Annotated in this window: 21 protein-coding genes; 6 read left to right on the top strand and 15 right to left on the bottom strand. The window is 67.6% G+C overall.

Features of this window, described 5'->3' with window-relative positions; all coding sequences use genetic code 11:
- The first annotated feature begins 417 nt into the window (after positions 1–417).
- The gene (locus H0X91_RS22655) at positions 418–1,545 is read left to right on the top strand and encodes a lytic transglycosylase domain-containing protein (RefSeq protein WP_006496604.1); all 1,128 of its coding nucleotides are present in this window, start codon (positions 418–420) and stop codon (positions 1,543–1,545) included.
- A 118-nt stretch (positions 1,546–1,663) separates the two neighbouring features.
- Here H0X91_RS22655 and H0X91_RS22650 read toward each other — a convergent pair whose 3' ends face one another.
- The 9 genes from H0X91_RS22650 to H0X91_RS22610 all read right to left on the bottom strand — a co-directional run bounded on the left by H0X91_RS22650 (position 1,664) and on the right by H0X91_RS22610 (position 9,780).
- Complete coding sequence (locus H0X91_RS22650; protein ID WP_058902060.1) at positions 1,664–2,860, bottom strand: pyridoxal phosphate-dependent aminotransferase; 1,197 nt, start codon at positions 2,858–2,860, stop codon at positions 1,664–1,666.
- Positions 2,861–2,930: 70 nt separating this feature from the next.
- Entirely contained in the window at positions 2,931–3,368 is a 438-nt protein-coding gene (gene nusB, locus H0X91_RS22645; protein WP_006476662.1) for a transcription antitermination factor NusB, read from the bottom strand.
- Entirely contained in the window at positions 3,365–3,880 is a 516-nt protein-coding gene (gene ribH / locus H0X91_RS22640) for a 6,7-dimethyl-8-ribityllumazine synthase (protein WP_006476661.1), read from the bottom strand. The genes nusB and ribH overlap by 4 nt, the downstream gene beginning before the upstream one ends.
- Positions 3,881–3,933: 53 nt before the next feature.
- Complete coding sequence (gene ribBA / locus H0X91_RS22635; RefSeq protein WP_006496602.1) at positions 3,934–5,076, bottom strand: bifunctional 3,4-dihydroxy-2-butanone-4-phosphate synthase/GTP cyclohydrolase II; 1,143 nt, start codon at positions 5,074–5,076, stop codon at positions 3,934–3,936.
- Between the two features lie 157 nt (positions 5,077–5,233).
- Positions 5,234–5,752 carry a DUF1993 domain-containing protein gene (locus tag H0X91_RS22630; protein WP_006484244.1) on the bottom strand — a complete coding sequence of 173 codons (519 nt, stop codon included), beginning with the start codon at positions 5,750–5,752 and terminating at the stop codon, positions 5,234–5,236.
- 329 nt (positions 5,753–6,081) lie between these two features.
- Complete coding sequence (locus H0X91_RS22625) at positions 6,082–6,711, bottom strand: riboflavin synthase (protein ID WP_006484245.1); 630 nt, start codon at positions 6,709–6,711, stop codon at positions 6,082–6,084.
- Between the two features lie 14 nt (positions 6,712–6,725).
- Positions 6,726–7,847 (bottom strand): bifunctional diaminohydroxyphosphoribosylaminopyrimidine deaminase/5-amino-6-(5-phosphoribosylamino)uracil reductase RibD, encoded by a 1,122-nt coding sequence (gene ribD, locus H0X91_RS22620; RefSeq protein ID WP_006484247.1) that lies wholly within the window; start codon positions 7,845–7,847, stop codon positions 6,726–6,728.
- Positions 7,848–7,862: 15 nt separating this feature from the next.
- Positions 7,863–9,146: a glutamate-1-semialdehyde 2,1-aminomutase gene (gene hemL, locus H0X91_RS22615; protein ID WP_006496599.1), complete on the bottom strand. Its 1,284-nt coding sequence runs from the start codon at positions 9,144–9,146 to the stop codon at positions 7,863–7,865.
- A 181-nt stretch (positions 9,147–9,327) separates the two neighbouring features.
- On the bottom strand, positions 9,328–9,780 hold the full coding sequence (locus H0X91_RS22610) for a hypothetical protein (RefSeq protein ID WP_006484248.1): 453 nt from the start codon (positions 9,778–9,780) through the stop codon (positions 9,328–9,330).
- A 249-nt stretch (positions 9,781–10,029) separates the two neighbouring features.
- Between H0X91_RS22610 and H0X91_RS22605 the strand changes: the two genes are divergently transcribed.
- Positions 10,030–11,247 (top strand): Bcr/CflA family multidrug efflux MFS transporter, encoded by a 1,218-nt coding sequence (locus H0X91_RS22605; protein ID WP_006496598.1) that lies wholly within the window; start codon positions 10,030–10,032, stop codon positions 11,245–11,247.
- Positions 11,248–11,351: 104 nt separating this feature from the next.
- On the opposite strand, the gene H0X91_RS22600 is transcribed toward H0X91_RS22605, so the two are convergent.
- The 3 genes from H0X91_RS22600 to zwf form a co-directional block, all read right to left on the bottom strand.
- The gene (locus H0X91_RS22600; RefSeq protein ID WP_006484254.1) at positions 11,352–13,280 is read right to left on the bottom strand and encodes a bifunctional transcriptional regulator/glucokinase; all 1,929 of its coding nucleotides are present in this window, start codon (positions 13,278–13,280) and stop codon (positions 11,352–11,354) included.
- Positions 13,258–13,938 carry a 6-phosphogluconolactonase gene (gene pgl / locus H0X91_RS22595; protein WP_006496597.1) on the bottom strand — a complete coding sequence of 227 codons (681 nt, stop codon included), beginning with the start codon at positions 13,936–13,938 and terminating at the stop codon, positions 13,258–13,260. The genes H0X91_RS22600 and pgl overlap by 23 nt, the downstream gene beginning before the upstream one ends.
- A gap of 88 nt (positions 13,939–14,026) precedes the next feature.
- Complete coding sequence (gene zwf / locus H0X91_RS22590) at positions 14,027–15,496, bottom strand: glucose-6-phosphate dehydrogenase (RefSeq protein WP_006491174.1); 1,470 nt, start codon at positions 15,494–15,496, stop codon at positions 14,027–14,029.
- A gap of 431 nt (positions 15,497–15,927) precedes the next feature.
- Here zwf and H0X91_RS22585 point away from each other — a divergent pair, with 431 nt between their 5' ends.
- The 4 genes from H0X91_RS22585 (at position 15,928) to H0X91_RS22570 (ending at position 20,330) form a co-directional block, all read left to right on the top strand.
- Complete coding sequence (locus H0X91_RS22585) at positions 15,928–17,175, top strand: ABC transporter substrate-binding protein (protein ID WP_006491170.1); 1,248 nt, start codon at positions 15,928–15,930, stop codon at positions 17,173–17,175.
- A gap of 138 nt (positions 17,176–17,313) precedes the next feature.
- Positions 17,314–18,252, top strand: coding sequence for a carbohydrate ABC transporter permease (locus tag H0X91_RS22580; protein WP_011544827.1), 939 nt, complete (start codon positions 17,314–17,316; stop codon positions 18,250–18,252).
- On the top strand, positions 18,242–19,099 hold the full coding sequence (locus H0X91_RS22575) for a carbohydrate ABC transporter permease (protein WP_006496594.1): 858 nt from the start codon (positions 18,242–18,244) through the stop codon (positions 19,097–19,099). The genes H0X91_RS22580 and H0X91_RS22575 overlap by 11 nt, the downstream gene beginning before the upstream one ends.
- A gap of 112 nt (positions 19,100–19,211) precedes the next feature.
- Positions 19,212–20,330, top strand: a complete 1,119-nt coding sequence (locus H0X91_RS22570) for an ABC transporter ATP-binding protein (protein WP_006496593.1) — start codon at positions 19,212–19,214, stop codon at positions 20,328–20,330.
- A 96-nt stretch (positions 20,331–20,426) separates the two neighbouring features.
- Here H0X91_RS22570 and H0X91_RS22565 read toward each other — a convergent pair whose 3' ends face one another.
- The 3 genes from H0X91_RS22565 to trxB all read right to left on the bottom strand — a co-directional run bounded on the left by H0X91_RS22565 (position 20,427) and on the right by trxB (position 22,914).
- On the bottom strand, positions 20,427–21,050 hold the full coding sequence (locus H0X91_RS22565; protein WP_006491172.1) for a trimeric intracellular cation channel family protein: 624 nt from the start codon (positions 21,048–21,050) through the stop codon (positions 20,427–20,429).
- Entirely contained in the window at positions 21,037–21,816 is a 780-nt protein-coding gene (locus H0X91_RS22560; RefSeq protein WP_006496592.1) for a Smr/MutS family protein, read from the bottom strand. The genes H0X91_RS22565 and H0X91_RS22560 overlap by 14 nt, the downstream gene beginning before the upstream one ends.
- Positions 21,817–21,951: 135 nt before the next feature.
- Positions 21,952–22,914, bottom strand: a complete 963-nt coding sequence (gene trxB, locus H0X91_RS22555) for a thioredoxin-disulfide reductase (protein WP_006491171.1) — start codon at positions 22,912–22,914, stop codon at positions 21,952–21,954.
- Positions 22,915–23,017 lie beyond the last annotated feature (103 nt).

The raw sequence follows: 23,017 nt of genomic DNA, 5'->3' as shown, positions 1-23,017 counted from the left end.
ATTACTTTTTGTTATAATTTCGAGGTTTTATAGTGTTGACGATCTATAAAACCCTGCTAGAATCCGCTCACATTGGTTGCAGGGTAAAAGGCTTCGAGCCGCCAATCACCGATCTTTGACGCAGCGCGTCACCGTCCGCCGAATCCTGCACGGCGTCTTCGACGGCTTTTGTCGTAGTCCCAGCCAGCGCCACCAGACGCTGGTTTTTTGCGTGGGTGCCACCGCGTATGCCCGCCTCGCCCAGTGTGCGAAGGCGCCGGCCCTCTTACACCGTGGCCTCGAACGGTACTTATACCGTTTCCCCGATGCTTGCGCGTCCCAACCAAGGCGTGCGGCGTCGTGATTCCGCGGCGCGTTTTCTGTCTCGCCATCGAGCTGAGCGAGCCGCACGAGTCATGTTCATGGGAGATGATCTGAATGAACGCTTGGTTATCGTGGCGTCCCACTGAGCAGCATGCGCAAATCGTGCGCAACTTGCTGCGTCGCGGGACGCGTGTCAGTCACCATCTATTCAGCGTTGTCGGCTGTCTCGCTGTCGCGGTTGCGCTTGCACTGTGGCTGCTGCCAACCGTCCGCGGCACGCTCGCCGCGAAGCTGATGCCGGTCGTATCCGCGGCCGTGCAGGCCGGTCCGGCCCGTCTGCTGTCCGGCCATCCGCTGCCGAACTTCGCGCCTGCCGGTGCGCAGCCGCAGCAGGACGACGCGCCCGAAACGGATGCGCTTGCGGTCGGCCTCGATGTCGCACCGGAAGCCACCGCGCAAGGCGTCCAGGGTGATGCGTCCGATCCGGCCCGCAACGGTCCGTCGCCGGTCGCACTGGCCAAGCTGATTCCGATCCAGCGCGTGGCGGCCGATGCCCGCGACGATCGCGCGCTCGCGTCGAACCGCGAACAGGCGCTCGTCGCCACGTATTTGTCGCGCCGTTACCGCGTCGCCCAGGAGCCGCTCGGCCAGCTCGTCAAGGCGGCGTTCCAGACCGGTCGTGACGTCGGCCTCGATCCGCTGCTGCTGCTGTCCGTGATGGCGATCGAGTCGGGCTTCAACCCGTACGCTGAAAGCGGCGTCGGCGCGAAGGGCCTGATGCAGGTGATGTCGAAGGTCCATTCCGACAAGTTCGAGTATTTCGGCGGCACCGACACCGCACTGCAACCGCTCGCGAACCTGCAGGTCGGCGCACTCGTGCTGAAGGACTGCATCGCGCGCGGCGGCTCGCTCGCGAACGGCCTGCGCCTGTACAACGGCTCGACGAATCCCGACGACAACGGCTACGGTTCGAAGGTGATGGCCGAGCGCGGCCGCCTGCGCGACGTCGCGCGTGGCCGCAGCGTGCCGATCAACGCACCGCAGGCGCCCGCGCAACCCGCGAAGCCGATTGTCACCGCCGCAGCCGTGACGGCCGCGGCAGGCGGCGCGAAGCGCGTGCATGCGACGCTCGACGGCGCGACGACGGTCAAGGCAGCGCCGAAGGAAGCGGCCCCGCAGGACGACGCGAGCGTCGATACCGCGAAGCAGTCGCACGGCGATCATTCGGAGCTCGGCGCGTAACGTCGCGTTCCGTGCGGCTCCGGCTGGCGCAGATGAAGCGCAGATGAAGAAAAGGCACCCGATTCGGGTGCCTTTTTCTTTTGCGGTGCGGGAAGCGGCCGGCGTGCCGGCCGCGGCGTCAATGCTGGCCGAACAGCGTCGCGAGCCGGTCGACGGCCTCTTCGAGCCGCGAGTAGGCCGTCGCATAGGACAGGCGGATATAGTCGCGCGGGGCATGGACGCCGAAGTCCATGCCCGGCACCAGCACCACGCCTGCGTCGTGCAGCATCGCCTGCGTGAGCGCGGCGCTGTCGCCGGCCGCCGGGTGGGCGACGCCGCCGCAATGCGCATATACATAGAACGCGCCGTCCGGCATCACCGGCACCGTAAAGCCGAGCCGCTCGAGCGCCGGTGCGATGAAATCGCGGCGGCGCTTGAATTCGAGCCGGCGCGTTTCGTAGATGTCGAGCGTGGCCGGTTCGAAGCAGGCGAGCGCCGCGTGTTGCGCGAGGGCGGACGGACAGATGAACAGGTTCTGCGACAGCTTCTCGAACGTGCCGACGAGGGCGGGCGGCACGACGAGCCAGCCGAGCCGCCAGCCGGTCATGCTGAAATACTTCGAGAAGCTGTTCACGGTGATCACGTCGTCGCCGAATGACAGCGCCGACACGGGGGCGGCATCGTAGCTGAGCCCCTGGTAGATCTCGTCGACGATCGTGAAGCCGCCGCGTGCGCGCACTGCTTCGACGATCCGCTTCAGTTCGTCCGGTTCGAGCGACGTGCCGGTCGGGTTCGACGGCGACGCGAGCAGCACGCCGCGCGTGCGCTCGTTCCAGTGCGTGCGGACGTCGTGCTCGGTGAGCTGGAAGCGCGCGTCCGGGCCGCTCGGCACGAGCACCGGACGGCCTTCGGCCGCCGCGACGAAGTGCCGGTTGCACGGGTATGACGGGTCGGGCATCAGCACTTCGTCGTCGCGGCCGACCAGCGCGAGGCACGCGAGCAGCAGCGCGGCCGATGCGCCGGCCGTCACGACGATCCGCTCGGGGCTGATCGTGAGGCCGTACGCGTGTGCATAGTGCGCGGCGATCGCCTCGCGCAGCGGCGCAATCCCGAGCGCGCTCGTGTATTGCGTGACGCCGCGGCGCAGCGCGGCCGCCGCGGCCTCGACCACCGGCTCCGGCGCGGTGAAATCGGGCTCGCCGATGCCCATGTGGATAACATCGCGCCCCAAGGACTCGAGCCGCTGTGCCTCCTTCATCAGTTCCATCACATGAAAGGGCTGGATCGCGTCGACGCGTGCGGCGAGCGTGACGAGCGAATCGGCGGTGGTATTCATCGGCGGGCAGGGCGGAGGGAGAAAGGAATGAAAAACGGGCGCTTGCGCGCCCGTGGACCAACCAACGGTATCAGCCGTTGCGACGCGCCTGCGTTTCGGCGGGGCGCAGCTTCGCGGCCAGCTTGTCGAGCACGCCGTTCACGTACTTGTAGCCGTCGGAGCCGCCGAACGTCTTCGCGAGTTCGACGGCTTCGTTGATGATCACGCGGTACGGCGTTTCGACGTGGTGCGTGAGCTCGAACGTCGCGATCAGCAGCACCGCGCGTTCGACCGGCGACAGCTGATCGATCGGACGGTCCAGCGACGGCGCCAGCGCTTCGACGAGCGTCGCATGCTCGCGGATCACGCCGTGCAGGATCGCTTCGAGCAGTTCCTTGTCAGCCTTGTCGTAACCGAGCGCGCCGCGCAGTTGCGCGTCGATCTCGCCGGAGGGCGCGTTCGACAGCAGCCACTGATACAGGCCCTGCGTCGCCAGCTCGCGCGATTGTCGGCGGGCGCTCTTCTTCATGCGCGCTCCTCTTCGTCGTCTTCGTCTTCCTCTTCGTCCTCGTCGTCGCCGAGCTGGTCGAGCGCCATCGTCAGGTTGGCCATCTCGACGGCGACGCGTGCGGCGTCACGACCCTTTTCGGTCATGCGCGCGACGGCCTGCTCGTCGTTTTCGGTGGTCAGGACCGCGTTCGCGATCGGCAGGTTGAAGTCGAGGCCGATGCGGGTGATGCCCGCGCCGCTCTCGTTCGACACGAGTTCGAAGTGGTAGGTCTCGCCGCGGATCACCGCGCCGAGCGCGATCAGCGCGTCGAACTGGCCGCTTTCGGCGAGCTTTTGCAGCGCGAGCGGGATTTCCAGCGCGCCGGGCACCGACACGAGCAGCACGTCTTCACCGGTGACGCCGAGGCGCTCCAGTTCTTCGACGCACGCGTCGGCGAGGCCGTTGCACACGGGTTCGTTGAAGCGCGATTGCACGATGCCGATACGCAGGCCGTCGCCTTCGAGATTCGGTTGGTATTGTCCGATTTCCATGATCTGGTCCGTGGTGTGGATGAACGGTTATAGGGCGAAAGCGCCGTGGCGGGTTACGCGTGGGACGCCGGGCAGGACTTGGCTTCGCCGCCGGGCATCGGAATGAAGCCCGTGACTTCGAGGCCGTAGCCGGACATGCTGCCCAGCTTGCGCGGATTCGACAGCACCTGCATCTTGCCGACGCCGACATCGCGCAGGATCTGCGCGCCGATGCCGAACGTCTTGAAATCGACCGGCCGGCGCTTGAGCGCAGCGGCCTTTTCTTCCTCGTCGAACGCCTTGAAGACGTCGATCAGGTGTTCCTTCGTATCGCCGCAATTGAGCAGCACGATCACGCCGAGGTCGCGCTCCGCGATGTCGCGCATCGCGGCGTCGAGCGTCCACGAGTGGGTCGACACGCCCGTTTCGAGCAGGTCGAGCACCGACAGCGGCTCGTGCACGCGCACCGGCGTATCGACGTCGGGCGACGGGGCGCCGCGCACCAGCGCGATGTGCGGCGAGCCGCTCGGCTGGTCGCGGTACAGCACCGCGCGGAACGTGCCGTGCGCGGTCTGCATCGTGCGCTCGGCGATCCGCTCGATGATCGATTCGGTGCGGCTGCGATACTGGATCAGGTCGGCGATCGTGCCGATCTTCAGGTTGTGTTCCTTCGCGAATTCGATCAGGTCCGGCAGGCGCGCCATCGTGCCGTCGTCCTTGATGATCTCGCAGATCACCGCGGCCGGCGTGAGGCCCGCGAGCGCGGTGAAGTCGCAGCCGGCCTCGGTGTGGCCGGCGCGCACGAGCACGCCGCCCGGCTGCGCCATGATCGGGAACACGTGGCCCGGCTGCACGATGTGCTCGGGGCGCACGTCGTGCGCGACCGCCGTGGCGATCGTGTGCGCCCGGTCGGCGGCCGAGATGCCGGTCGTCACGCCTTCGGCCGCTTCGATGCTGACCGTGAACGCGGTGCCGTACTGCGTGCCGTTGCGGTAGGTCATCAGCGGCAGGTGAAGCTGCTTGCAGCGTTCCTGCGTCAACGTCAGACAAACCAGGCCGCGGCCGTACTTGGCCATGAAGTTGATCGCTTCCGGTGTGACGAATTCGGCGGCGATCACGAGGTCGCCCTCGTTTTCGCGGTCTTCTTCGTCGACCAGGATCACCATCCGGCCGGCTTTCAGCTCGGCGATGATGTCGAGCGTGGAGGCGAGCGTCATAAGGGGGCGAGAAAGAGGAAAGTGCGTATTTTACGCCAGCCGGACGGCGTTTCGGCTGGCGCGGGCCGCGCGGGGCCCGCGCGTGCTCCAGAAAGCGCTGCGGCCGGCCTGCGCGCGGGCGCGGACGGTTGCGGGCCGGGCGTTGCCCGGCCGCGCGTCACGCTTGCTCGTTGCGCCCGCCGAGGTAGTCCAGCTTGCCGAGCTCGACGCCGCTGTGGCGCAGGATGTCGTACGCGGTCGTCACGTGGAAGAAGAAGTTGGGCAGCACGAAGTTCAGCAGGTACGACTGGCCGGTGAACTCGATCGGGCCGACGCGCATCTTCAGCACGATCTGGCGCGTCTCGCTGCCGTCGATCTGTGCGGCGTCGAAGCTTTTCAGGTAGTCGATCGTCTTCTGGATGCGCGCGTGCAGCTCGTCGAAGCTCTGCTCGACGTCCGGGTAGCTCGGGATCTCGGCGCCGGCGAGCCGCGCGGCGCAGCCCTTCGCCGTGTCGGTCGCGATGTAGACCTGACGGACGAGCGGCAGCATGTCCGGGTAGAGGCGTGCGCCGATGAATACCGACGGGTCGATCTGCTTTTCGGCCGCATGCGCCTGCGCCTTGCCGAGGATGTGCTGCAGGTTGGTGAGGCCGCGGATCAGGACGGGCAGCGAAGCCTGGTACATCGAGATGGACATGGGGACGAACTCCTGTGGGAAGAGGCGCGGCCGCGATGCGGCGCGTCGTGCGTGGCGGCGTGGAAACCGCTGTCGACGCATCTTAGCGCGACGGCATGACCCGTGCGCGTCGTTGGCTGTTCGGCCAGGTGTCGGCTGGCCCGACGGCCATCGACCGAACGCGATTCCGATGCAAGCGTGTCGGATGGCCGGCGACGGAGTGGCACGGCACGAAGTAGGGCGGGATCCCTGCTCGGCGCGGCCTGCTCGGCCGACGCCGACGATTGATGCGGCGGCCGGCCGCACCGTCGGCCGTCATTCCCTGTATAGGACGCGGCGGCGCTGCCCGGTCAGTCCTGATGCACGCCCTGCGACGCCGACAGCATCCGCTCCACATAGCGCGCGATCATGTCGACTTCGAGGTTGACCTTGTCGCCGGCCTTCACGTGGCGCAGCGTCGTGACGTCGACCGTATGCGGAATCAGGTTGATCGAGAATTCGCAGCCGTCCGCGCGATCGTCGACCGCATTCACGGTCAGGCTCACGCCGTTCACCGTGATCGAGCCCTTGTACGCGAGATAGCGGCCGAGTTCGCGCGGCGCGACGATTCGCAGTTCGTGCGACTCGCCGACGGGCGCGAAGCGCGACACGGTACCGAGTCCGTCCACATGGCCCGATACGATATGCCCGCCAAGGCGGTCGTGCGCGCGCAGCGCCTTCTCGAGGTTCACCTCGCCGGGTTGCGCGAGGCCGACCGTCCGGTTCAGGCTTTCGCGCGACACGTCGACGTCGAACGTGGTGTCGGTCTTCTCGATCACCGTCATGCATGCGCCCTGGATCGCGATGCTGTCGCCGAGCGCGACATCGGCCAGATCCAGCCCGCCGGCCTGCACGGTCAGGCGCACACCGGCGTCGGCCGACGTGCCGAGCGGGGCGATCGATTCGATGCGGCCGACGGCCGCGACAATTCCGGTAAACATCGTGACGATTCCGTTCAGTGAGAGGCGTCGGGCGGCGCGATACGCGCGAGGATCCGCAGATCGTCGCCGATCCGCTCGATACCGTGGAACGACAACCGGGTACGCGCATCGAGGCTGGCCGGCGCGGCGAGATCGAACATGCCGGCCGCGTCGGCGCCCAGCAGGCTCGGCGCCAGATACACCAGCAATTCGTCGACGCACCGTTCGCGCAGCAGCGAACCGTTCAGCTTGTGGCCGGCCTCGACGTGCAGCTCGTTGACGCCGCGCGCGCCGAGCGCCGCCAGCATCGCGGGCAGGTCGACCTTGCCGTGCGCATTCGCGAGCGGCACGATTTCCGCGCCGCGCGACTTCAGCACGTTCGCGCGTACCTCGCCTGCGGCGTCGAGCCGGCCGCAGAAGATCAGCAGCGGCGCGCCTTCGAGCAGCCGCGCGTCGAGCGGCAGGTCGAGGCGGCTGTCCACCAGGATGCGTTGCGGCTGACGCGGCGTGTCGATACCGCGCACGGTCAGCAGCGGATTGTCCTCGCGCACGGTGCCGATACCGGTGAGGATCGCGCACGCGCGGGCGCGCCACGCGTGGCCGTCGAGGCGCGCGGCCTCGCCGGTGATCCACTGGCTTTCGCCGGACGGCAGCGCAGTGCGGCCGTCGAGCGACGCGGCGGTCTTCATCCGCACCCACGGGCGGCCGCGCGTCATCCGCGACACGAAGCCGATGTTCAGTTCGCCGGCCTCATGCGCGAGCAGCCCGCAGCGCACGTCGATGCCGGCGTCGCGCAGCATTCCGAGGCCGCGCCCCGACACCTGCGGGTTCGGGTCTTCCATCGCCGCGACCACCTTCGCGACGCGCGCGTCGATCAGCGCGTTCGCGCACGGCGGCGTGCGGCCGAAATGGCTGCACGGTTCGAGCGTCACGTAGACGGTCGAGCCCGCGACGTCGTAGCCGCGCGAGCGCGCGTCCTTCAGCGCCTGGACTTCCGCGTGGTCCTGGCCGGCCGGCTGCGTGAAGCCTTCGCCGATCACGTCGCCGTCCTTGACGATCACGCAGCCGACGCGCGGATTCGGCGCGGTCGTGTACATGCCGCGCGCGGCGAGCGCGAGCGCGCGCTGCATGTGGGCGAAATCGGTATCCGAGAACATGCGCGCGGCCCCGGGTCAGGCGGCGAGGGCCGCGAACGCGCGGCGCGCGGCCGCGAGCGTCGCGTCGATCACCGCGTCGTCGTGCGTGCTCGATACGAAGCCGGCTTCGTACGCGGACGGCGCGAAGTACACGCCCTCGTCGAGCATCAGGTGGAAGAAGCGGTTGAAGCGCGCGACGTCGCTCTTCGTGACTTCCGCGAAGCTGGTCGGCACGCGCTCGGCGAAGTACAGGCCGAACATCGCGCCGATCGAGTCGGCCGCGAACGGCACGCCGGCCGCGCGCGCTTCCGCCGCGAGGCCGTCGGCGAGCCGCTTCGTCTGCGCGGTGAGCGCATCGTAGAAGCCGGGCGCCTGGATCAGTTGCAGCGTCTTCAGGCCCGCGGCGACCGCGATCGGGTTGCCCGACAGCGTGCCGGCCTGGTAGACGCCGCCGAGCGGCGCGAGGTGGGCCATGATGTCGCGGCGGCCGCCGAACGCGGCGGCCGGCATCCCGCCGCCGATCACCTTGCCGAGGCAGGTGAGGTCGGCCGCGATGCCGTAGTACGCCTGCGCGCCGCCGAGCGCGACGCGGAATCCGCACATCACCTCGTCGAAGATCAGCACGGCGCCGTGCTTCGTGCACAGCGCGCGCAGTGCGTTCAGGAATTCGGGCGTGCCGCGCACGAGGTTCATGTTGCCGGCGACCGGCTCGACGATCACCGCGGCGATCTCGTCGCCGAACGCGCCGAAGGCTTCTTCCAGCGCGGCGACGTTGTTGTATTCGAGGACGGTCGTGTGTTTCGCGATGTCGGCGGGCACGCCGGCCGACGTCGGGTTGCCGAACGTCAGCAGGCCCGAGCCGGCCTTGACCAGCAGGCTGTCCGCGTGGCCGTGGTAGCAGCCTTCGAACTTGACGATGCGGCTGCGGCCCGTGAAGCCGCGCGCGAGACGCAGCGCGCTCATCGTCGCCTCGGTGCCGCTCGACACCATCCGCACCTGCTCGATCGACGGCACGAGCTTGCAGATTTCCTCCGCGATCTCGATCTCGGCTTCGGTCGGCGCGCCGAACGAGAAGCCGTCGGCGAGCACGTTCTGCACGGCCGACAGCACTTCCGGATGGACGTGGCCGACGATCATCGGGCCCCACGAGCCGATGTAGTCGATGTACTGCTTGCCGTCGGCGTCCCAGAAATACGGGCCTTGCGCGCGCGCGACGAAGCGCGGCGTGCCGCCGACCGAGCGGAAGGCGCGCACCGGCGAGTTGACGCCGCCGGGAATGGTCTTCTGGGCGCGTTCGAAGAGGATCTGATTGTTGGACATGGGCGAAACCTGCGAGAGAAGGGCGCGGAGGCCTGTGCACGGGCCGCGGCGCCTGGGCGGAACGATCGTCCGATTGTACCGGAGACACGCGCGGCAGGCCCGCGGGCCGGTCTGCGGCCTTTCGGCGCGCGGGGGAATCAGTCGGGCGAAAAAGGCGCGCGGGATTCGACCCGGTTTTCGGCTATCGCGGCGGCTTGCGCTTGCCGGTCAACTCGGCCCAGCGCTTTTCGAGCGGACCTTCGACCATCGGCTTGATCGACGTGCCGGACGTCTGTGCATCCCAGGTCTGTACCGAATACGGGTGAACGCGCAGCGCGTCGCGCGCGATCACGACGTCCTGGTGCGCATCGACCAGCCAGTCGTACACGAAGTCGATGCACAGCCGGTAGCCGCGCTTCGTCGACGGATCGGGCACCTCGTACGGCGCGCGCGTCACGTAGCCGGAGCCGAATACACCCTTGGGCTCCTTCGCGACGCGGTGCAGGAACACGCGGTCGCCCGGCAGGATGCCGCGCGCGAAGCCGCAACCCCACACGTCATGCACGGCCTCGCCGGCCTTCACGCGCGCGGCGACGTCGGGCAACTCGGGCCACGGCCATTTCTTGGGGCTCCAGATCAGCAGGAAAGCGGTCATCGGTTCGGTCGTACGTCGAATGGGTCAGACAAGAGAAACAAGCAGCAGCAAGCTTAATCGAATCCGCCCGCGCGTTCGTCCGGCAAACGGCAGGCGCGGACGTCGCCGCGCCCGCCGCCGGACGCGGCCCGAGGCAGGCAAAAAAGTTGCGCGTACAATCATGGGCCTGAACGCGCCGCTTGCGGCGCGGCTTCCCGTCTTCACCGCCACGCGCGCCCCGATGCGCGCGGGCTCCCATTCCGGATACCCATGTCCCACGTCGTCCGGCGCCGGCCCGATGCCCGGCTGATCCTGTTGCTCGGCGCGCTCGCGGCCTGCGGGCCGATCGCCACCGACATGTACCTGCCGAGCCTGCCGTCGATCGCCGGCAGCTTCTCCGTGAGCCCCGGCGCCGCGCAGCGCACGCTGACCAGTTTCATGGCGGGCTTCTCGATCGGCATGCTGCTGTACGGCCCGCTGTCCGACACGTGGGGCCGCCGTCCCGTGCTGCTCGGCGGGATCGCGCTGTTCACGCTCGCGAGCATCGGCTGCTTCGTGTCGGGTTCGATCGACATGCTGATCGTCGTGCGCTTTCTGCAGGCGCTCGGCGCCGGTGCCGCGTCGGTGCTCGCGCGGGCGATCGCGCGTGACGCGCACGAGCCGAGCGACGCGGCGAAGGTGTTGTCGATGGTCGCGATCGTCACCGCGGTCGGGCCGCTGCTCGCGCCGCTGATCGGCGGCCAGATCCTGCGCTTCTCCGGCTGGCGCGGCGTGTTCGTCGTGCTGGCCGTGTTCGGCGCGATCTGCGCGACGACCGCGTACTTGCGCGTGCCCGAAACCTGGCCGAAGGAGCGGCGCAAGAGCGCGGCCGTGCTCGCGTCGTTCGCGTCGTACGGGCGCATCCTGTCCGACCCCGTCGCATGGGGGCACATGCTGTGCGGCGGGATGGCGTTCGCGTCGATGTTCTCGTACATCACCGCGACGCCGTTCGTGTACATCGAGTATTTCCACGTGTCGCCGCAGCACTACGGGCTGCTGTTCGGCCTGAACGTCGTCGGGATCATGATCGGCAACTTCGCGAATACGCGCCTCGTCGGCCGCATCGGTTCGCTGCGCATCATCGCGGCCGCGTCGCTCGTGAGCTGCATAGCGTCGCTCGCGGTCGCGCTCGTCGCGCTGACGGGGTGGGGCGGGCTGTGGTCGATCGTCGTGTGCCTGTTCTTCGTCGTCGGCGTGGTCGGGATCCTGTCCGCGAACTGCACGACCGACCTGATGCACCGCTATCCGCACAACGCGGGCGCGTCGGCGGCCGTGTTCGGCGCGATGCAGCTCGCGCTCGGCGCGCTGGCGAGCGTCGCGATCGGCGCGCTCGCGGACGGCACGCCGTTCGCGATGGGCGTGACGATCGGCGTTTGCGGCGTGCTGTGCTTCGCCGGGCGCTATCTCGTGCTGCGCTGGCACGGCCGGCCGGTGAAAGCGGGCGCCTGAGCCGCATCGCCCGGCGGGCCGCACGATGAAAAACGCCACCGCGCGCGATGCGCCGGTGGCGTTGTTCGTCGGGACGCGTGAAGCGGCGGACGCCGCGCGATGCGTCAGTCCCGCGCGACGTCCTTCGCCGCCGGCGACGCGCCGTGGCTCAGCCAGTCGAGCACGTCTGCCGTTTCGTCGTCGCTGGCGCGCGCCTTCGCCTGGGCAACGGCCTCGGGCAGCTCGCCATTCGTCGACGCGCGACGGATCGCGACGCCGACCGCGAGGATGTCGATCATCAGCAGATGCAGGATCCGCGAGATCATCGACAACTGCGACTCGCGCATCTCGATGTGGTCGGTCTCGAGCGCGACGGTCGCGCGCTTCGCGAGCGGCGTGTTGCTCGACGTGATCGCGATCACCTTCGCGCCGGCCTGCATCGCGACGTCGAGCACGCGCAGCAGCTCGGGCGCGCGGCCCGACTTCGACACCGCGACGATCACGTCGCCCTTGCCAAGCAGCGCGGCCGACGCGGCCTGCATGTACAGGTCGCCGTACGCGATCGTCGGAATCCCGAAGCGGAAGAACTTGTAGTGCGCGTCCTGCGCGACGATGTTCGAGTTGCCGAGCCCGTAGAACTCGATGCGGCGCGCGCCGTTCAGGATCTCGATCGCGTTCTCGACGTGCTCGAAATTCAGGTGCTCGCGCAGTTGCAGGATCGCGGACACCGTGTTGTCGAGCACCTTCGCGCCGAAGTCGGTGGCCGTGTCGCCGAGATGCACCTGGCTGTGGCTCATCGGGATCGTGCCGGTGAGCCCGGTGGCGAGCTTCAGCTTGAAGTCCGACAGCCCCTGGCAGCCGAGCGAGCGGCAGAAGCGGATCACGGTCGGCTGGCTCACGTCGGCCTTGCGCGCGATGTCGACGATCGGATCGTTGATGATCGAGCGCGGATGGTTCAGCGCGAGATCGGCCACGCGGCGCTCGGCCGGCGTCAGCGCGTCGCGCATCTGGCGGATCCGCTCGAACACGGCCGACGACGCGCCGCCGGAGCGGTTCGACAACTGCTCCGCGAGAATCGCCGACACGCCGAGGAACGCCGGGTATTCGGCGGTGATCAGGTAGGTCGGGATGTTCTCGAGATAGTGCGTGAAGCGGCCCTTCGCCTCGAAGCGCGCGCGGAACGACGAGCGCGTGAACAGCTCGCCCAGCTTCAGCGCGACGCCGCCGCCGATGTACACGCCGCCGAGCGCGCCGAGCGTCAGCGCGACGCTGCCCGCGAACGCGCCGAGAATTCCGCAGAAGCATTCGACCGTCTCGAGCGCGAGCGCGTCGCCCGCATGCGCGCGCTCGACGATCTCGACCGTGTCGACGGTCGCGGCGACACGTTTCTTGTCGCGCGCGGCGAGCGCGCGATAGATGATCTCCATGCCGGGGCCCGCGCACACGCGTTCGAACGACACGTGCGGAAACTTCTTGCGCGCGTACTGCAGCACCAGATCCTCGCGCTCGTCCTGCGGCGCGAACGATGCGTGGCCGCCTTCGCTGCCGAGCGCGATCCAGCGGTCGTCGGCCGGAATCAGCCCCGACACGCCGAGCCCCGTGCCCGGCCCGAGCAGGCCGATCACGCTGTTCTGGCGCCGCGTGCCGCCGCCGATCTGCACGCGCTGCGCGTCGGTCAGGCCCGGCAGCGCCATCGCGAGCGCGGTGAAGTCGTTGACGACCAGCAGCGTGTCGAAGCCGAGCGCGCGGCGCGTCGCCTCGATCGAGAAGCTCCAGTCGTGGTTGGTCATCGTGACCTGGTCGCCGTCGACCGGATTGGCGATCGCGATCGCCGCGTGGTTCACGCGGCTGATCTTCACGTCCTTCAGGTATTTGCGGATCGCGTCGGTGAGCGTCGGATAGTCGGCGCCGGGATAGACGCGGATCTGCGTGATCTCGCCGGGGCCGGTTTCCAGCGCGAAGCGCGCGTTGGTGCCGCCGACGTCCGCGAGCAGGCGCGGGCCGTCGGCATGCTGACCCGCGACGACCGCCTTACTTTGCGCACCAGTAGACATCGAGCTGGGTCCCCTTGTCGTTGGCCAGTTGGGAAATCGCGTTCTTTTGCAGCGACGCGGCCGCGGCGTCGAGCACGTCGCGTTTGCGGGCGCCCGCGATCAGCAGGAACAGCCGGTCGACGCGCTTGAGCGCATCGAGCGAAAAGCTCACGCGGGCATGTGGCGCCGCGCCCGGATGCACGGCGACGAAGCGCTCGGGCGTCGTGATCGCGTGGTCCCATTCGGGCGCGTCGGCGAAGATCGACGCGGTGTGGCCGTCCTCGCCCATGCCGAGCACGGCGACGGTCGGCACACGGTAGTCGGGGTTCGCGTTCAACGCGGCGACGTGCGCGTCGAGCGTGCTGCGCGTGTCGACGAGCGGCAGGAAGCGGGCAGGGGCCGCCGCGTGCTGCAGCAGCGTGTCGCGCACGAGTTGCGCATTGCTGGCTGCGTCGTCGTCCGGCACCCAGCGGTCGTCGACCAGCGTGACGTCGACGCCGGCCCAGTCGAGCGCCGCATGCGACAGCGTGTGCAGGAACGGGCGCGGGCTGGTGCCGCCGGACACCGCGAGCGTCGGGCGCGCGGGGCCGGCGAGCGCCGCGCGCAGCGCGTCGCCGACGGCGCGCGCGAGCGCTTCGCTTTGCGCTTCCTGGGTGTCGAAAGCGTGGATCTCGATCACATCTCCTCCGGACTGCTTTGTCTGTTCAAATCGTACGAATCGTGGGGCACGTTGCCGCGTACGGTGGCGTACGCGGCAACGGTCTGCATCAGTTTTCTTCTTCGAGCCAGCAGGTGTCGTGCTGCGCGAGCATCGCGCTCGACGCGGCCGGCCCCCACGTGCCCGCCGCGTAGGGCTTCGGCGGCTTCAGCGTGCGCGCCCATTCGTTCAGGATCGGCTCGACCCACTGCCATGCGGCCTCCTGTTCGTCGCGCCGCACGAACAGGGCGAGCCGGCCGTTGATCACGTCGAGCAGCAGGCGCTGGTACGCCTCCATCTGCCCTTCCTTGAAGAACTGGTCGAACGCGAGGTCGAGGTGCACGCTCGCGAGGTTCATCCCTTCGCCCGGCTGCTTCGCGAGGCAGTACAGGCGGATCGTTTCGTTCGGCTGCAGCCGGATCACGAGACGGTTCGAACCGGGGCGCAGCGCGGTCGGGCCGAGCGCCGAATGCGGCACCGGGCGGAAGTTGACGACGATCTCCGCGACCCGGTCGGCCAGACGCTTGCCGGTGCGCAGGAAGAACGGCACGCCGGCCCAGCGCCAGTTCTCGATCTCGACCTTCAGCGCGACGAAGGTTTCGGTCTGGCTGTCGGGCTTCACGCCCGGCTCGGTCGCGTAGGCCGGCACCTGCGCGCCCTTGATCACGCCCGCATGATACTGGCCGCGCACCGCAACCTTGCCGATGTCGCGCGGATCGACCGGCTTCAGCGCGCGCAGCACGCGCAGCTTCTCGTCGCGTACCGAGTCGGAATCCATCGAGTGCGGCGGCTCCATCGCGACGATCGACAGCAGCTGCAGCAGGTGGTTCTGCACCATGTCGCGCAGCGCGCCCGTATTGTCGTAGAAATCGCCGCGCGCCTCGACGCCGAGCTCTTCCGCGATCGTGATCTGGATGCTCTCGACCCATTCGCGGCGCCACAGCGGCTCGAACAGCGCGTTGCCGAAGCGCAGCGCGAGCAGGTTCTGTACCGGCTCCTTGCCGAGGTAGTGGTCGATCCGGTAGATCTGGCCTTCCGCGAAGATCTCGCCGACCGCGTCGTTGATCGCGTTCGACGACTTCAGGTCGTAGCCGAGCGGCTTCTCGAGCACGATGCGCGAGCCTTCGTTCAGGCCGACCGACGCGAGCGCCTTGCAGATCGGCACGAACAGCGACGGGCCGGTCGCGAGATAGAACACGCGGATGCCGGGCAGCGATGCGATCGCGTCGCGCAGCACGACGTAGTCCTCCGCACGGCCGAGATCGAGCTTCACGTATTCGATACGCTCGAGAAACGACTTCCATGCCGCGTCGTCGAACGCGTTGCCGGCCGCCTTCGCCGCATGCGGCTTCACGTGCGTATCGACCCATTCGAGATAGCCTGCCCGATCCGATTCGTGCCGCGCGACGGCCACGATCCGGCCGCCGTCCGCCAGCATGTTCGCGCGGTGCGCTTCGAACAGCGCGGGCAGGATCTTGCGCATCGACAAATCGCCGGTGCCGCCGAAAAGTACGAAGGTAAAGCTGGAATCGGTATGCATGTGTCTCCGCCGTGTTGGGGGTGCTGGGAAGCGATCCGTAGTGCGATAAAAATATTTTTGACACTGAATTGTAGTTTAACTACAATCCGCCGCAAGGGGTAGCACCTGGGTGAAGAAAAAAAGAAGTGCGGTCGATGAACTGCGCGAGCTTCGCCTTCGGGAACGCCTTGTGCCGAATGGTATCGGACATTGACGGAGCGCATCATCGCGCGCCGTCGCCCCCGGGCTCGCGCCGCGGCATCGCGGTGGGCCAGAAACACAAAGAGGAGACACGCCGTTGAATCTCGATTCACGCTTTCTGTAAGAGCCCGGCCGGTCATCGGCCCCGTACGCTGCATGCGTCCCGCGGCTCGATTTCCCCGTCGTTTATCAAGAAGCCGGTTCCCCGTCGGGGAACCTCACGAGTTGATTCAGTCTGGAGGAGATAAGTAATGAAAGTTCGCTCGATCATGGGCGCGCTCTGCGCCGCGGGTCTGATGGCTGGCGCCGTGGCGGCGCAGGCAGCCGAGAACGTAACCGTGCTGCACTGGTGGACCTCGGGCGGCGAGTCGAAGGCCGTCGGCGTGCTGAAGGACGACCTGCAGAAGCAGGGCTACGTGTGGAAGGACTTCGCGGTCGCGGGCGGCGCTGGCGCCGCGGCGATGACCGCGCTGAAGACCAAGGTGATCAGCGGCGATTCCCCGTCGGCCGCGCAGATCAAGGGCCCGCTGATCCAGGACTGGGCTGACCAGGGCGTGCTCGTCAACATTGATTCGGCCGCCGGCGACTGGAAGCAGAACCTGCCGCCGGAAATCGACAAGATCATCAAGTACAAGGGCCATACGGTCGCCGCGCCGTTCTCGGTGCACCGCGTCAACTGGCTGTACATCAACAAGGCCGCGCTCGACAAGGTCGGCGCGAAGGTGCCGACCACCTGGCCCGAATTCTTCGCGGTGGCCGACAAGCTGAAGGCCGCGGGCATCCAGCCGGTCGCGATGGGCGGCCAGCCGTGGCAGGACCTGACGCTGTGGGAAGACGTCGTACTGTCGCAGGGCCCGGCGTTCTACAAGAAGGCGCTGGTCGACCTCGACCAGGCGACGCTGACGTCGCCGCAGATGCTGTCGGTGTTCGACACGGTGCGCAAGATCCAGGGCTACTTCGACACCGGCCGCAACGGCCGCGACTGGAACCTCGCGACCGCGATGGTCATCAACGGCAAGGCCGGCATGCAGTTCATGGGCGACTGGGCGAAGGGCGAGTTCGAGAACGCCGGCAAGAAGGCGGGCAAGGACTACGTCTGCGCGCCGGTGCCGGGCACCGCGAATTCGTACACGTTCAACGTCGATTCGTTCGTGTTCTTCCAGCAGAAGGGCGAGAAGAACGCGACGCCGGGCCAACTCGCGCTCGCGAAGACGATCATGACGCCGGACTTCCAGGAGCAGTTCAGCCTGCTGAAGGGCTCGGTGCCGGTGCGTCTCGGCGTGAAGATGGACAAGTTCGACGACTGCGCGAAGAAGTCGTATGCCGACGAGCAGACCGCGATCAAGTCGGGCGGCTTCGTGCCGTCGCTCGCGCACGGCATGGCGCAAGGCGACGCGACCGCCGGCGCGATCACCGACGTCGTGACGAAGTTCATGAACTCGCAGCAGGATTCGAAGAGCGCGGTCGCCGCGCTCGCGAAGGCCGCGAAGGTCAAGTAACGCGCGCCAGGCGCCCGGCCGGACACGCTTCATCGGCCGGGCGTTTTTGCATGTGCAGCAAACGGGCTCGCCCGCGGGCCCGTGCCGTACCCGGCGCCGGCCCGGCCTGCGCCGCCCTCGTTCCAGGAGTCGAATCAAGTGGCTGCCCCTCTTAGCGGAAACGGATCCGGCGCTGCCGCCGCACGGCGTACGTCGCCGATGTCGGCCTTCGCCGATCGCTGGATCCCGAAGCTCGTGCTCGCGCCGAGCGTCGCGATCGCCGTGGTGTTCATCTACGGCTTCATCCTGATTACCGGCTATCTGTCGCTGACCCGCTCGCGGCTGTTGCCCAACTACGAATTCGACGGCTTCGGCCGTTACACGGACCTGTTCCAGAACGACGTGTGGTGGACCTCCGCCGCGAACCTCGGCTGGTTCGGGATTCCGTTCATCGCGATCTGCGTCGGGCTCGGGCTGTTCCTCGCGATCCTGCTCGACCAGCGGATCCGCAACGAAGGCGCGCTGCGTGCGATCTTCCTGTACCCGATGGCGCTGTCGTTCATCGTCACCGGCACCGCGTGGCAGTGGATACTGAACCCGGGCCTCGGCCTCGAGAAGGTGATGCACGACTGGGGCTGGACGAGCTTCTCGTTCGGCTGGCTCGACGATCCGGACAAGGCGATCTTCTGCGTGGTGATCGCGGCCGTGTGGCAGTCGACCGGCTTCGTGATGGCGCTGTTCCTCGCGGGGCTGCGCGGCGTCGACGGCGAGATCTTCAAGGCCGCGCAGGTCGACGGCGCGACGCTGCCCACCATCTACCGCAAGATCGTGATCCCGAGCATGCGCCCGGTGTTCTTCTCGGTGCTGCTGATCCTCTGCCACATCACGATCAAGACCTTCGACCTCGTCGTCGCGCTGACCGCGGGCGGCCCGGGCACGTCGTCGTCGCTGCCGGCCATGTTCATGTACACGTTTTCGTTCAACCGCGGCCAGCTCGGGCTCGGCGCGGCGTCCTCGGTGATGATGCTCGCGACCGTGGTCGCGGTGCTGGTGCCGCTGATGTATATGGAATCGAGGAGCACCCGCAATGCAGCCTAAGATGACGATCAGCCGGGCAGTGATCTATGCGGCACTGATCCTGTTCGCGCTGTATTTCCTGTTCCCGATCTACGTGATGCTGTCGACGTCGTTCAAGGACCTCGACCAGCTGCGCACCGGCAACCTGCTGACGCCGCCCACCACGTGGACCGTCGAGCCGTGGGTGAAGGCCTGGAGCGGCGCCTGTACTGGCGTGCGCTGCGACGGGATGAAGCCGTTCTTCCTGAACTCGCTGCAGATGGTGATCCCGGCCGTGCTGATCTCGTCGCTGATCGGCGCGTTCAACGGCTACGTGCTCACGCACTGGCGCTTTCGCGGCGCGGACGCGCTGTTCACGATGATGCTGGTCGGCTGCTTCATTCCGTTCCAGGTGATCCTGCTGCCGATGGCGCGCCTGCAGGGGATGCTCGGCCTCGCCAACACGATTCCGGGCCTCGTGTTCGTGCACGTCGTGTACGGGATCGCGTTCACGACGATGTTCTTCCGCAACTTCTACGTGAGCGTGCCGGCCGAACTCGTGAAGGCCGCGCGCATCGACGGCGCGGGCTTCTTCACGATCTTCACGAAGATCCTGTTGCCGGTGTCGCTGCCGATCTTCATGGTGTGCCTGATCTGGCAATTCACGCAGATCTGGAACGACTTCCTGTTCGGGATCGTGTTCTCCGGCGTCGATTCGATGCCGATCACGGTCGCGCTGAACAACCTCGTCAACACGTCGACGGGCGTGAAGGAATACAACGTCGACATGGCCGGCGCGATCATCGCCGCGCTGCCGACGCTGCTCGTCTACATCGTCGCCGGCCGCTACTTCGTGCGCGGGCTGACGGCAGGCGCGGTGAAGGGGTAAGCGCGGCTTCATCCGATACGACGAACCGGCCGCGCAGGACGCGCGGCGCATCGAAACGAACCCGACGCGGCGCCCGAGCGCGCCGCGCGAGACGAGACAGAGGATTCACAGCATGGCAAGCCTTTCCATCCGTGACGTGTACAAGACCTACCCGAACGGGGTGCCGGTCCTGAAGGGTGTCGACATCGAGATCGAGGACGGACAGTTCCTGATCCTGGTCGGCGGCTCGGGCTGCGGGAAATCGACGCTGCTCAACATGATCGCCGGGCTCGAGACCGTCACGAGCGGCGAGATCTGCATCGACGGCAAGGTCGTCAACGACCTGTCGCCGAAGGATCGCGACATCGCGATGGTGTTCCAGTCGTACGCGCTGTATCCGTCGATGACGGTGCGCGAGAACATTTCGTTCGGGCTGAACATCCGCAAGGTGCCGAAGAGCGAGCAGCAGCAGATCGTCGACCGCGTGTCGGCGATGCTGCAGATCCAGCACCTGCTCGACCGCAAGCCGGGCCAGCTGTCGGGCGGCCAGCGGCAGCGCGTCGCGATGGGCCGCGCGCTCGCGCGCGATCCGTCGCTGTTCCTGTTCGACGAACCGCTGTCGAACCTCGACGCGAAGCTGCGCATCGAGATGCGCGCGGAAATCAAGCTGCTGCACCAGCGTCTCGGCACGACGATCGTCTACGTGACGCACGACCAGATCGAGGCGATGACGCTCGGCGACCGGATCGCGGTGATGAAGGACGGCGTGGTCCAGCAGTTCGGCGCGCCGCAGGAGATCTACGATTCGCCGTCGAACCTGTTCGTCGCGGGCTTCATCGGCGCGCCGCCGATGAACTTCATCAACGGCAAGCTGGTCGAGCAGGGCGGCGGAATCGCGCTCGAGATCGACACGGGCCTCGCGCGCAGCGCGCTGATCCTGCCGTTCGACGCGGCGAAGCTGAAGTCGCACGTCGGCCGCGAGGTGATCCTGGGCCTGCGTCCGGAACGCATCACCGACGCACGCAACGCGCACAACGGCGAGGCGTCGAACCTGCAGCCGATCGACGTGCGCGTCGACGTGACCGAGCCGACCGGGCCGGACACGCACGTGTTCGCGCAGGTGAACGGCAAGCGGATCGTGAGCCGCGTGCATCCGGCCGCGAACCCGCAGCCGGGGCAGACGCAGTCGCTGCTGTTCGACGTGTCGAAGGCCGTGCTGTTCGATCCGGCATCGGAAGAGCGGATCGCGTGACGCGGCGCTTGGGTTGAACGAAACAGAAAGGGGCCGTATCGAACGGCCCCTTTTTTCGTTTCGGCGCTGCGGCTGACGCGTCCGCGGACGCGTCGGTCAGTGCGGCAATCGCACGTCGAACTTGAACGTCGCGAGCCGCGCGACGAGGATGAAGCCGGTCGCGAGCAGCACGCTGTACACCGAGTCGAACTGCAGCCACACGAGCAGCAGGTAGAACCAGCAACCGACGAACGCGCAGGTCGCGTACGGCCGCGAATCGCGCAGGATCAGCGGAATGTCGTTGCACAGCACGTCGCGGACGATCCCGCCGACCACGCCGGTAATCACGCCCATCATCACCGCGATGAAGCGCGGCATCTCGGCGTCGAGCGCGATCGCCGTGCCCGAGATGCTGAAGATGCCGAGCCCGATCGCATCGGCGATCAGCAGCAGCCGTTCGGCCGACAGCCGCGACAGCATGCGCAGCACGAACGGCGCGAACAGCGCGAGCACGAAGATCGCGATCACGTAGTCGTCGTGCACGACCCAGTAGAACGGCCGGCGCTCGAGCAGGATGTCGCGCAGCGTGCCGCCGCCGAACGCGGTCGCGAGCGCGACGACGAACGTGCCGACCGAATCGAGACGGTTCTTGCGCGCCTCGATGAACCCCGAAATCGCGAAGGCCAGCGTGGCGATCGCCTCCAGTACCGCGATCGCGAGCGTCAGCCTAGGATGCGGCACGCGGCCCCCGGTCGGCCGGCGCCGCGTGCGGCTGCAGCAGCACGAGCACCGCGCCCGCGCCGCCGTCGTGGCCGCGCGCCTCGCAGAATGCGATCACTTCTTCCTTCTGCACGAGCCATGCGCGCACCTTGCCCTTCAGCACGGGTTCCTTGCCGATCGAGCCGAGCCCCTTGCCGTGGATCACGCGCAGGCAGCGCAGCCCTTTCTTGCCGGCTTCGCGGATGAATTCGGCGAGCGCATCGCGCGCCTCGTCGCGCCGCATCCCGTGCAGATCGATCTGCGCCTGCACGATCCACGCACCGCTTCTCAGCTTGCGCACGACGTCGCGGCTGATGCCGGGGCGGTGGTAATACAGCGAGTCGTCGCTGTCGAGCAGCGTCTCGGGATCGAATTCGTCGGACAGCGTCGCGTTCAGCACGGCTTCCTCGTCGCGCTGCGTCTGTTTCGGCACCGGGTCGGGCGGCATGCGGCCGGACGACGCGCGCGGCGGCGCGTTCAGCGGCCGGATCGTGCCGATTTCGTTGCGGAACAGGTTCGCGTCGGCTTCCGCCTTGCGCTCGGCCTGCGCGGCTTCGATGCGCGCGCGTTCGCGACGGTCGGCTTCGCCTTGCAGCGACTTGCGCAACGCGCCGAGGCCCGCGAGGCCCTGGCCGCGCAACGCGGCCGCATCGAGGGCGGGCGGCGGCGCCTCGGGCGCCGGGGTCACGGGACGGGCAGCGATCTTCCGCTTCGCGGGATCGCTCGGATGGGGCTGGTTCTTCGCCATGATTCGATAACAGGGCAGGCGCGTTCGGGCGCGCGGGCACAAAAAAGCCGCTGCGCGGCGGCAGCGGCTTTCCGGTCGAGCCCGCTTCGCGGCAGCGGACGCCATTGTAGCGCCCGCCGCGAAAAGGCTTCCGGCTTACTTCTTGTCGTGCAGGCTTTCGAGGTAGCGCTGCGCGTCGAGCGCGGCCATGCAGCCCGTGCCCGCGCTGGTGATCGCCTGGCGGTACACGTTGTCCTGCACGTCGCCCGCGGCGAATACGCCCGGCACGCTCGTCGACGTCGCATTGCCCTGCAGGCCGCTCTTCGTCAGGATGTAGCCGTCCTTCATCTCCAGCTGGCCCTGGAACAGGTCGGTGTTCGGCTTGTGGCCGATCGCGACGAACACGCCCTGCACCTGCAGGTCTTCCGTCGCGCCGGTCTTCACGTTCTTGATGCGCAGGCCCGTGACGCCCGACTCCTCGCCCGTCACCTCGTCGAGCACGTGATCCCACTTGATGTCGACGACGCCTTCCTTTTGCTTCTCCAGCAGGCGGTCGATCAGGATCGGCTCCGCGCGGAACTTGTCGCGGCGGTGGATCACGGTGACCTTCTTCGCGATGCCGGTGAGGTAAAGCGCTTCCTCGACGGCCGTATTGCCGCCGCCGATCACCGCGACTTCCTGGTTGCGATAGAAGAAGCCGTCGCAGGTCGCGCAGGCCGACACGCCCTTGCCCATGAATGCTTCCTCGGACGGCAGGCCGAGATACTGGGCGGACGCGCCGGTCGCGATGATCAGCGAATCGCACGTGTACTCGCCCGAGTCGCCGATCAGGCGGATCGGCTTTTCGTGCAGTTTCGCGGTGTGGATGTGGTCGAAGACGATTTCGGTGTTGAAGCGCTCGGCGTGCTCCTGGAAGCGCGCCATCAACTCCGGACCCTGCACGCCTTTCGCGTCGGCCGGCCAGTTTTCGACGTCGGTCGTGGTCATCAGCTGGCCGCCCTGCGCGATGCCGGTGATCAGCACCGGGGACAGGTTGGCGCGTGCCGCGTAGACGGCAGCCGTGTAGCCGGCGGGGCCGGAACCGAGAATCAGGACTTTGGCGTGTTTGGGCGTGGACATGTGCGAATCCGTAAAAGGCGGCCGCGGCGGGCGGGGTGGGGCTCGCCGTACGATCCGGGATTGACCGGGATGCCGTCATAGATGGGTATCAGACGCGCATTAT

The sequence above is a fragment of the Burkholderia sp. 9777_1386 genome, from assembly GCF_015712265.1.
In the GTDB taxonomy this organism is placed as follows: Bacteria; Pseudomonadota; Gammaproteobacteria; order Burkholderiales; family Burkholderiaceae; genus Burkholderia; species Burkholderia cenocepacia.
The sequence above is the reverse complement of the archived record's forward strand: the minus strand, read 5'-3'. Positions and strand labels throughout refer to the sequence as shown.

What these genes read in the sequence shown, in the direction of transcription:
- H0X91_RS22625 (WP_006484245.1), bottom strand. Translation starts at nt 6,711, where the DNA reads ATGTTTACCGGAATTGTCGCGGCCGTCGGCCGCATCGAATCGATCGCC.
- ribBA (WP_006496602.1), bottom strand. Translation starts at nt 5,076, where the DNA reads ATGACGCTCGCCTCCACGCTCGACATCATCGCCGAGCTGAAAGCCGGC.
- H0X91_RS22585 (WP_006491170.1), top strand. Translation starts at nt 15,928, where the DNA reads ATGAAAGTTCGCTCGATCATGGGCGCGCTCTGCGCCGCGGGTCTGATG.
- hemL (WP_006496599.1), bottom strand. Translation starts at nt 9,146, where the DNA reads ATGTCCAACAATCAGATCCTCTTCGAACGCGCCCAGAAGACCATTCCC.
- H0X91_RS22605 (WP_006496598.1), top strand. Translation starts at nt 10,030, where the DNA reads ATGTCCCACGTCGTCCGGCGCCGGCCCGATGCCCGGCTGATCCTGTTG.
- H0X91_RS22630 (WP_006484244.1), bottom strand. Translation starts at nt 5,752, where the DNA reads ATGTCCATCTCGATGTACCAGGCTTCGCTGCCCGTCCTGATCCGCGGC.
- H0X91_RS22570 (WP_006496593.1), top strand. Translation starts at nt 19,212, where the DNA reads ATGGCAAGCCTTTCCATCCGTGACGTGTACAAGACCTACCCGAACGGG.
- H0X91_RS22650 (WP_058902060.1), bottom strand. Translation starts at nt 2,860, where the DNA reads ATGAATACCACCGCCGATTCGCTCGTCACGCTCGCCGCACGCGTCGAC.
- zwf (WP_006491174.1), bottom strand. Translation starts at nt 15,496, where the DNA reads ATGCATACCGATTCCAGCTTTACCTTCGTACTTTTCGGCGGCACCGGC.
- H0X91_RS22560 (WP_006496592.1), bottom strand. Translation starts at nt 21,816, where the DNA reads ATGGCGAAGAACCAGCCCCATCCGAGCGATCCCGCGAAGCGGAAGATC.
- ribH (WP_006476661.1), bottom strand. Translation starts at nt 3,880, where the DNA reads ATGGAAATCGGACAATACCAACCGAATCTCGAAGGCGACGGCCTGCGT.
- ribD (WP_006484247.1), bottom strand. Translation starts at nt 7,847, where the DNA reads ATGTTCTCGGATACCGATTTCGCCCACATGCAGCGCGCGCTCGCGCTC.
- H0X91_RS22575 (WP_006496594.1), top strand. Translation starts at nt 18,242, where the DNA reads ATGCAGCCTAAGATGACGATCAGCCGGGCAGTGATCTATGCGGCACTG.
- H0X91_RS22655 (WP_006496604.1), top strand. Translation starts at nt 418, where the DNA reads ATGAACGCTTGGTTATCGTGGCGTCCCACTGAGCAGCATGCGCAAATC.
- nusB (WP_006476662.1), bottom strand. Translation starts at nt 3,368, where the DNA reads ATGAAGAAGAGCGCCCGCCGACAATCGCGCGAGCTGGCGACGCAGGGC.
- trxB (WP_006491171.1), bottom strand. Translation starts at nt 22,914, where the DNA reads ATGTCCACGCCCAAACACGCCAAAGTCCTGATTCTCGGTTCCGGCCCC.
- H0X91_RS22600 (WP_006484254.1), bottom strand. Translation starts at nt 13,280, where the DNA reads ATGTCTACTGGTGCGCAAAGTAAGGCGGTCGTCGCGGGTCAGCATGCC.
- H0X91_RS22610 (WP_006484248.1), bottom strand. Translation starts at nt 9,780, where the DNA reads ATGACCGCTTTCCTGCTGATCTGGAGCCCCAAGAAATGGCCGTGGCCC.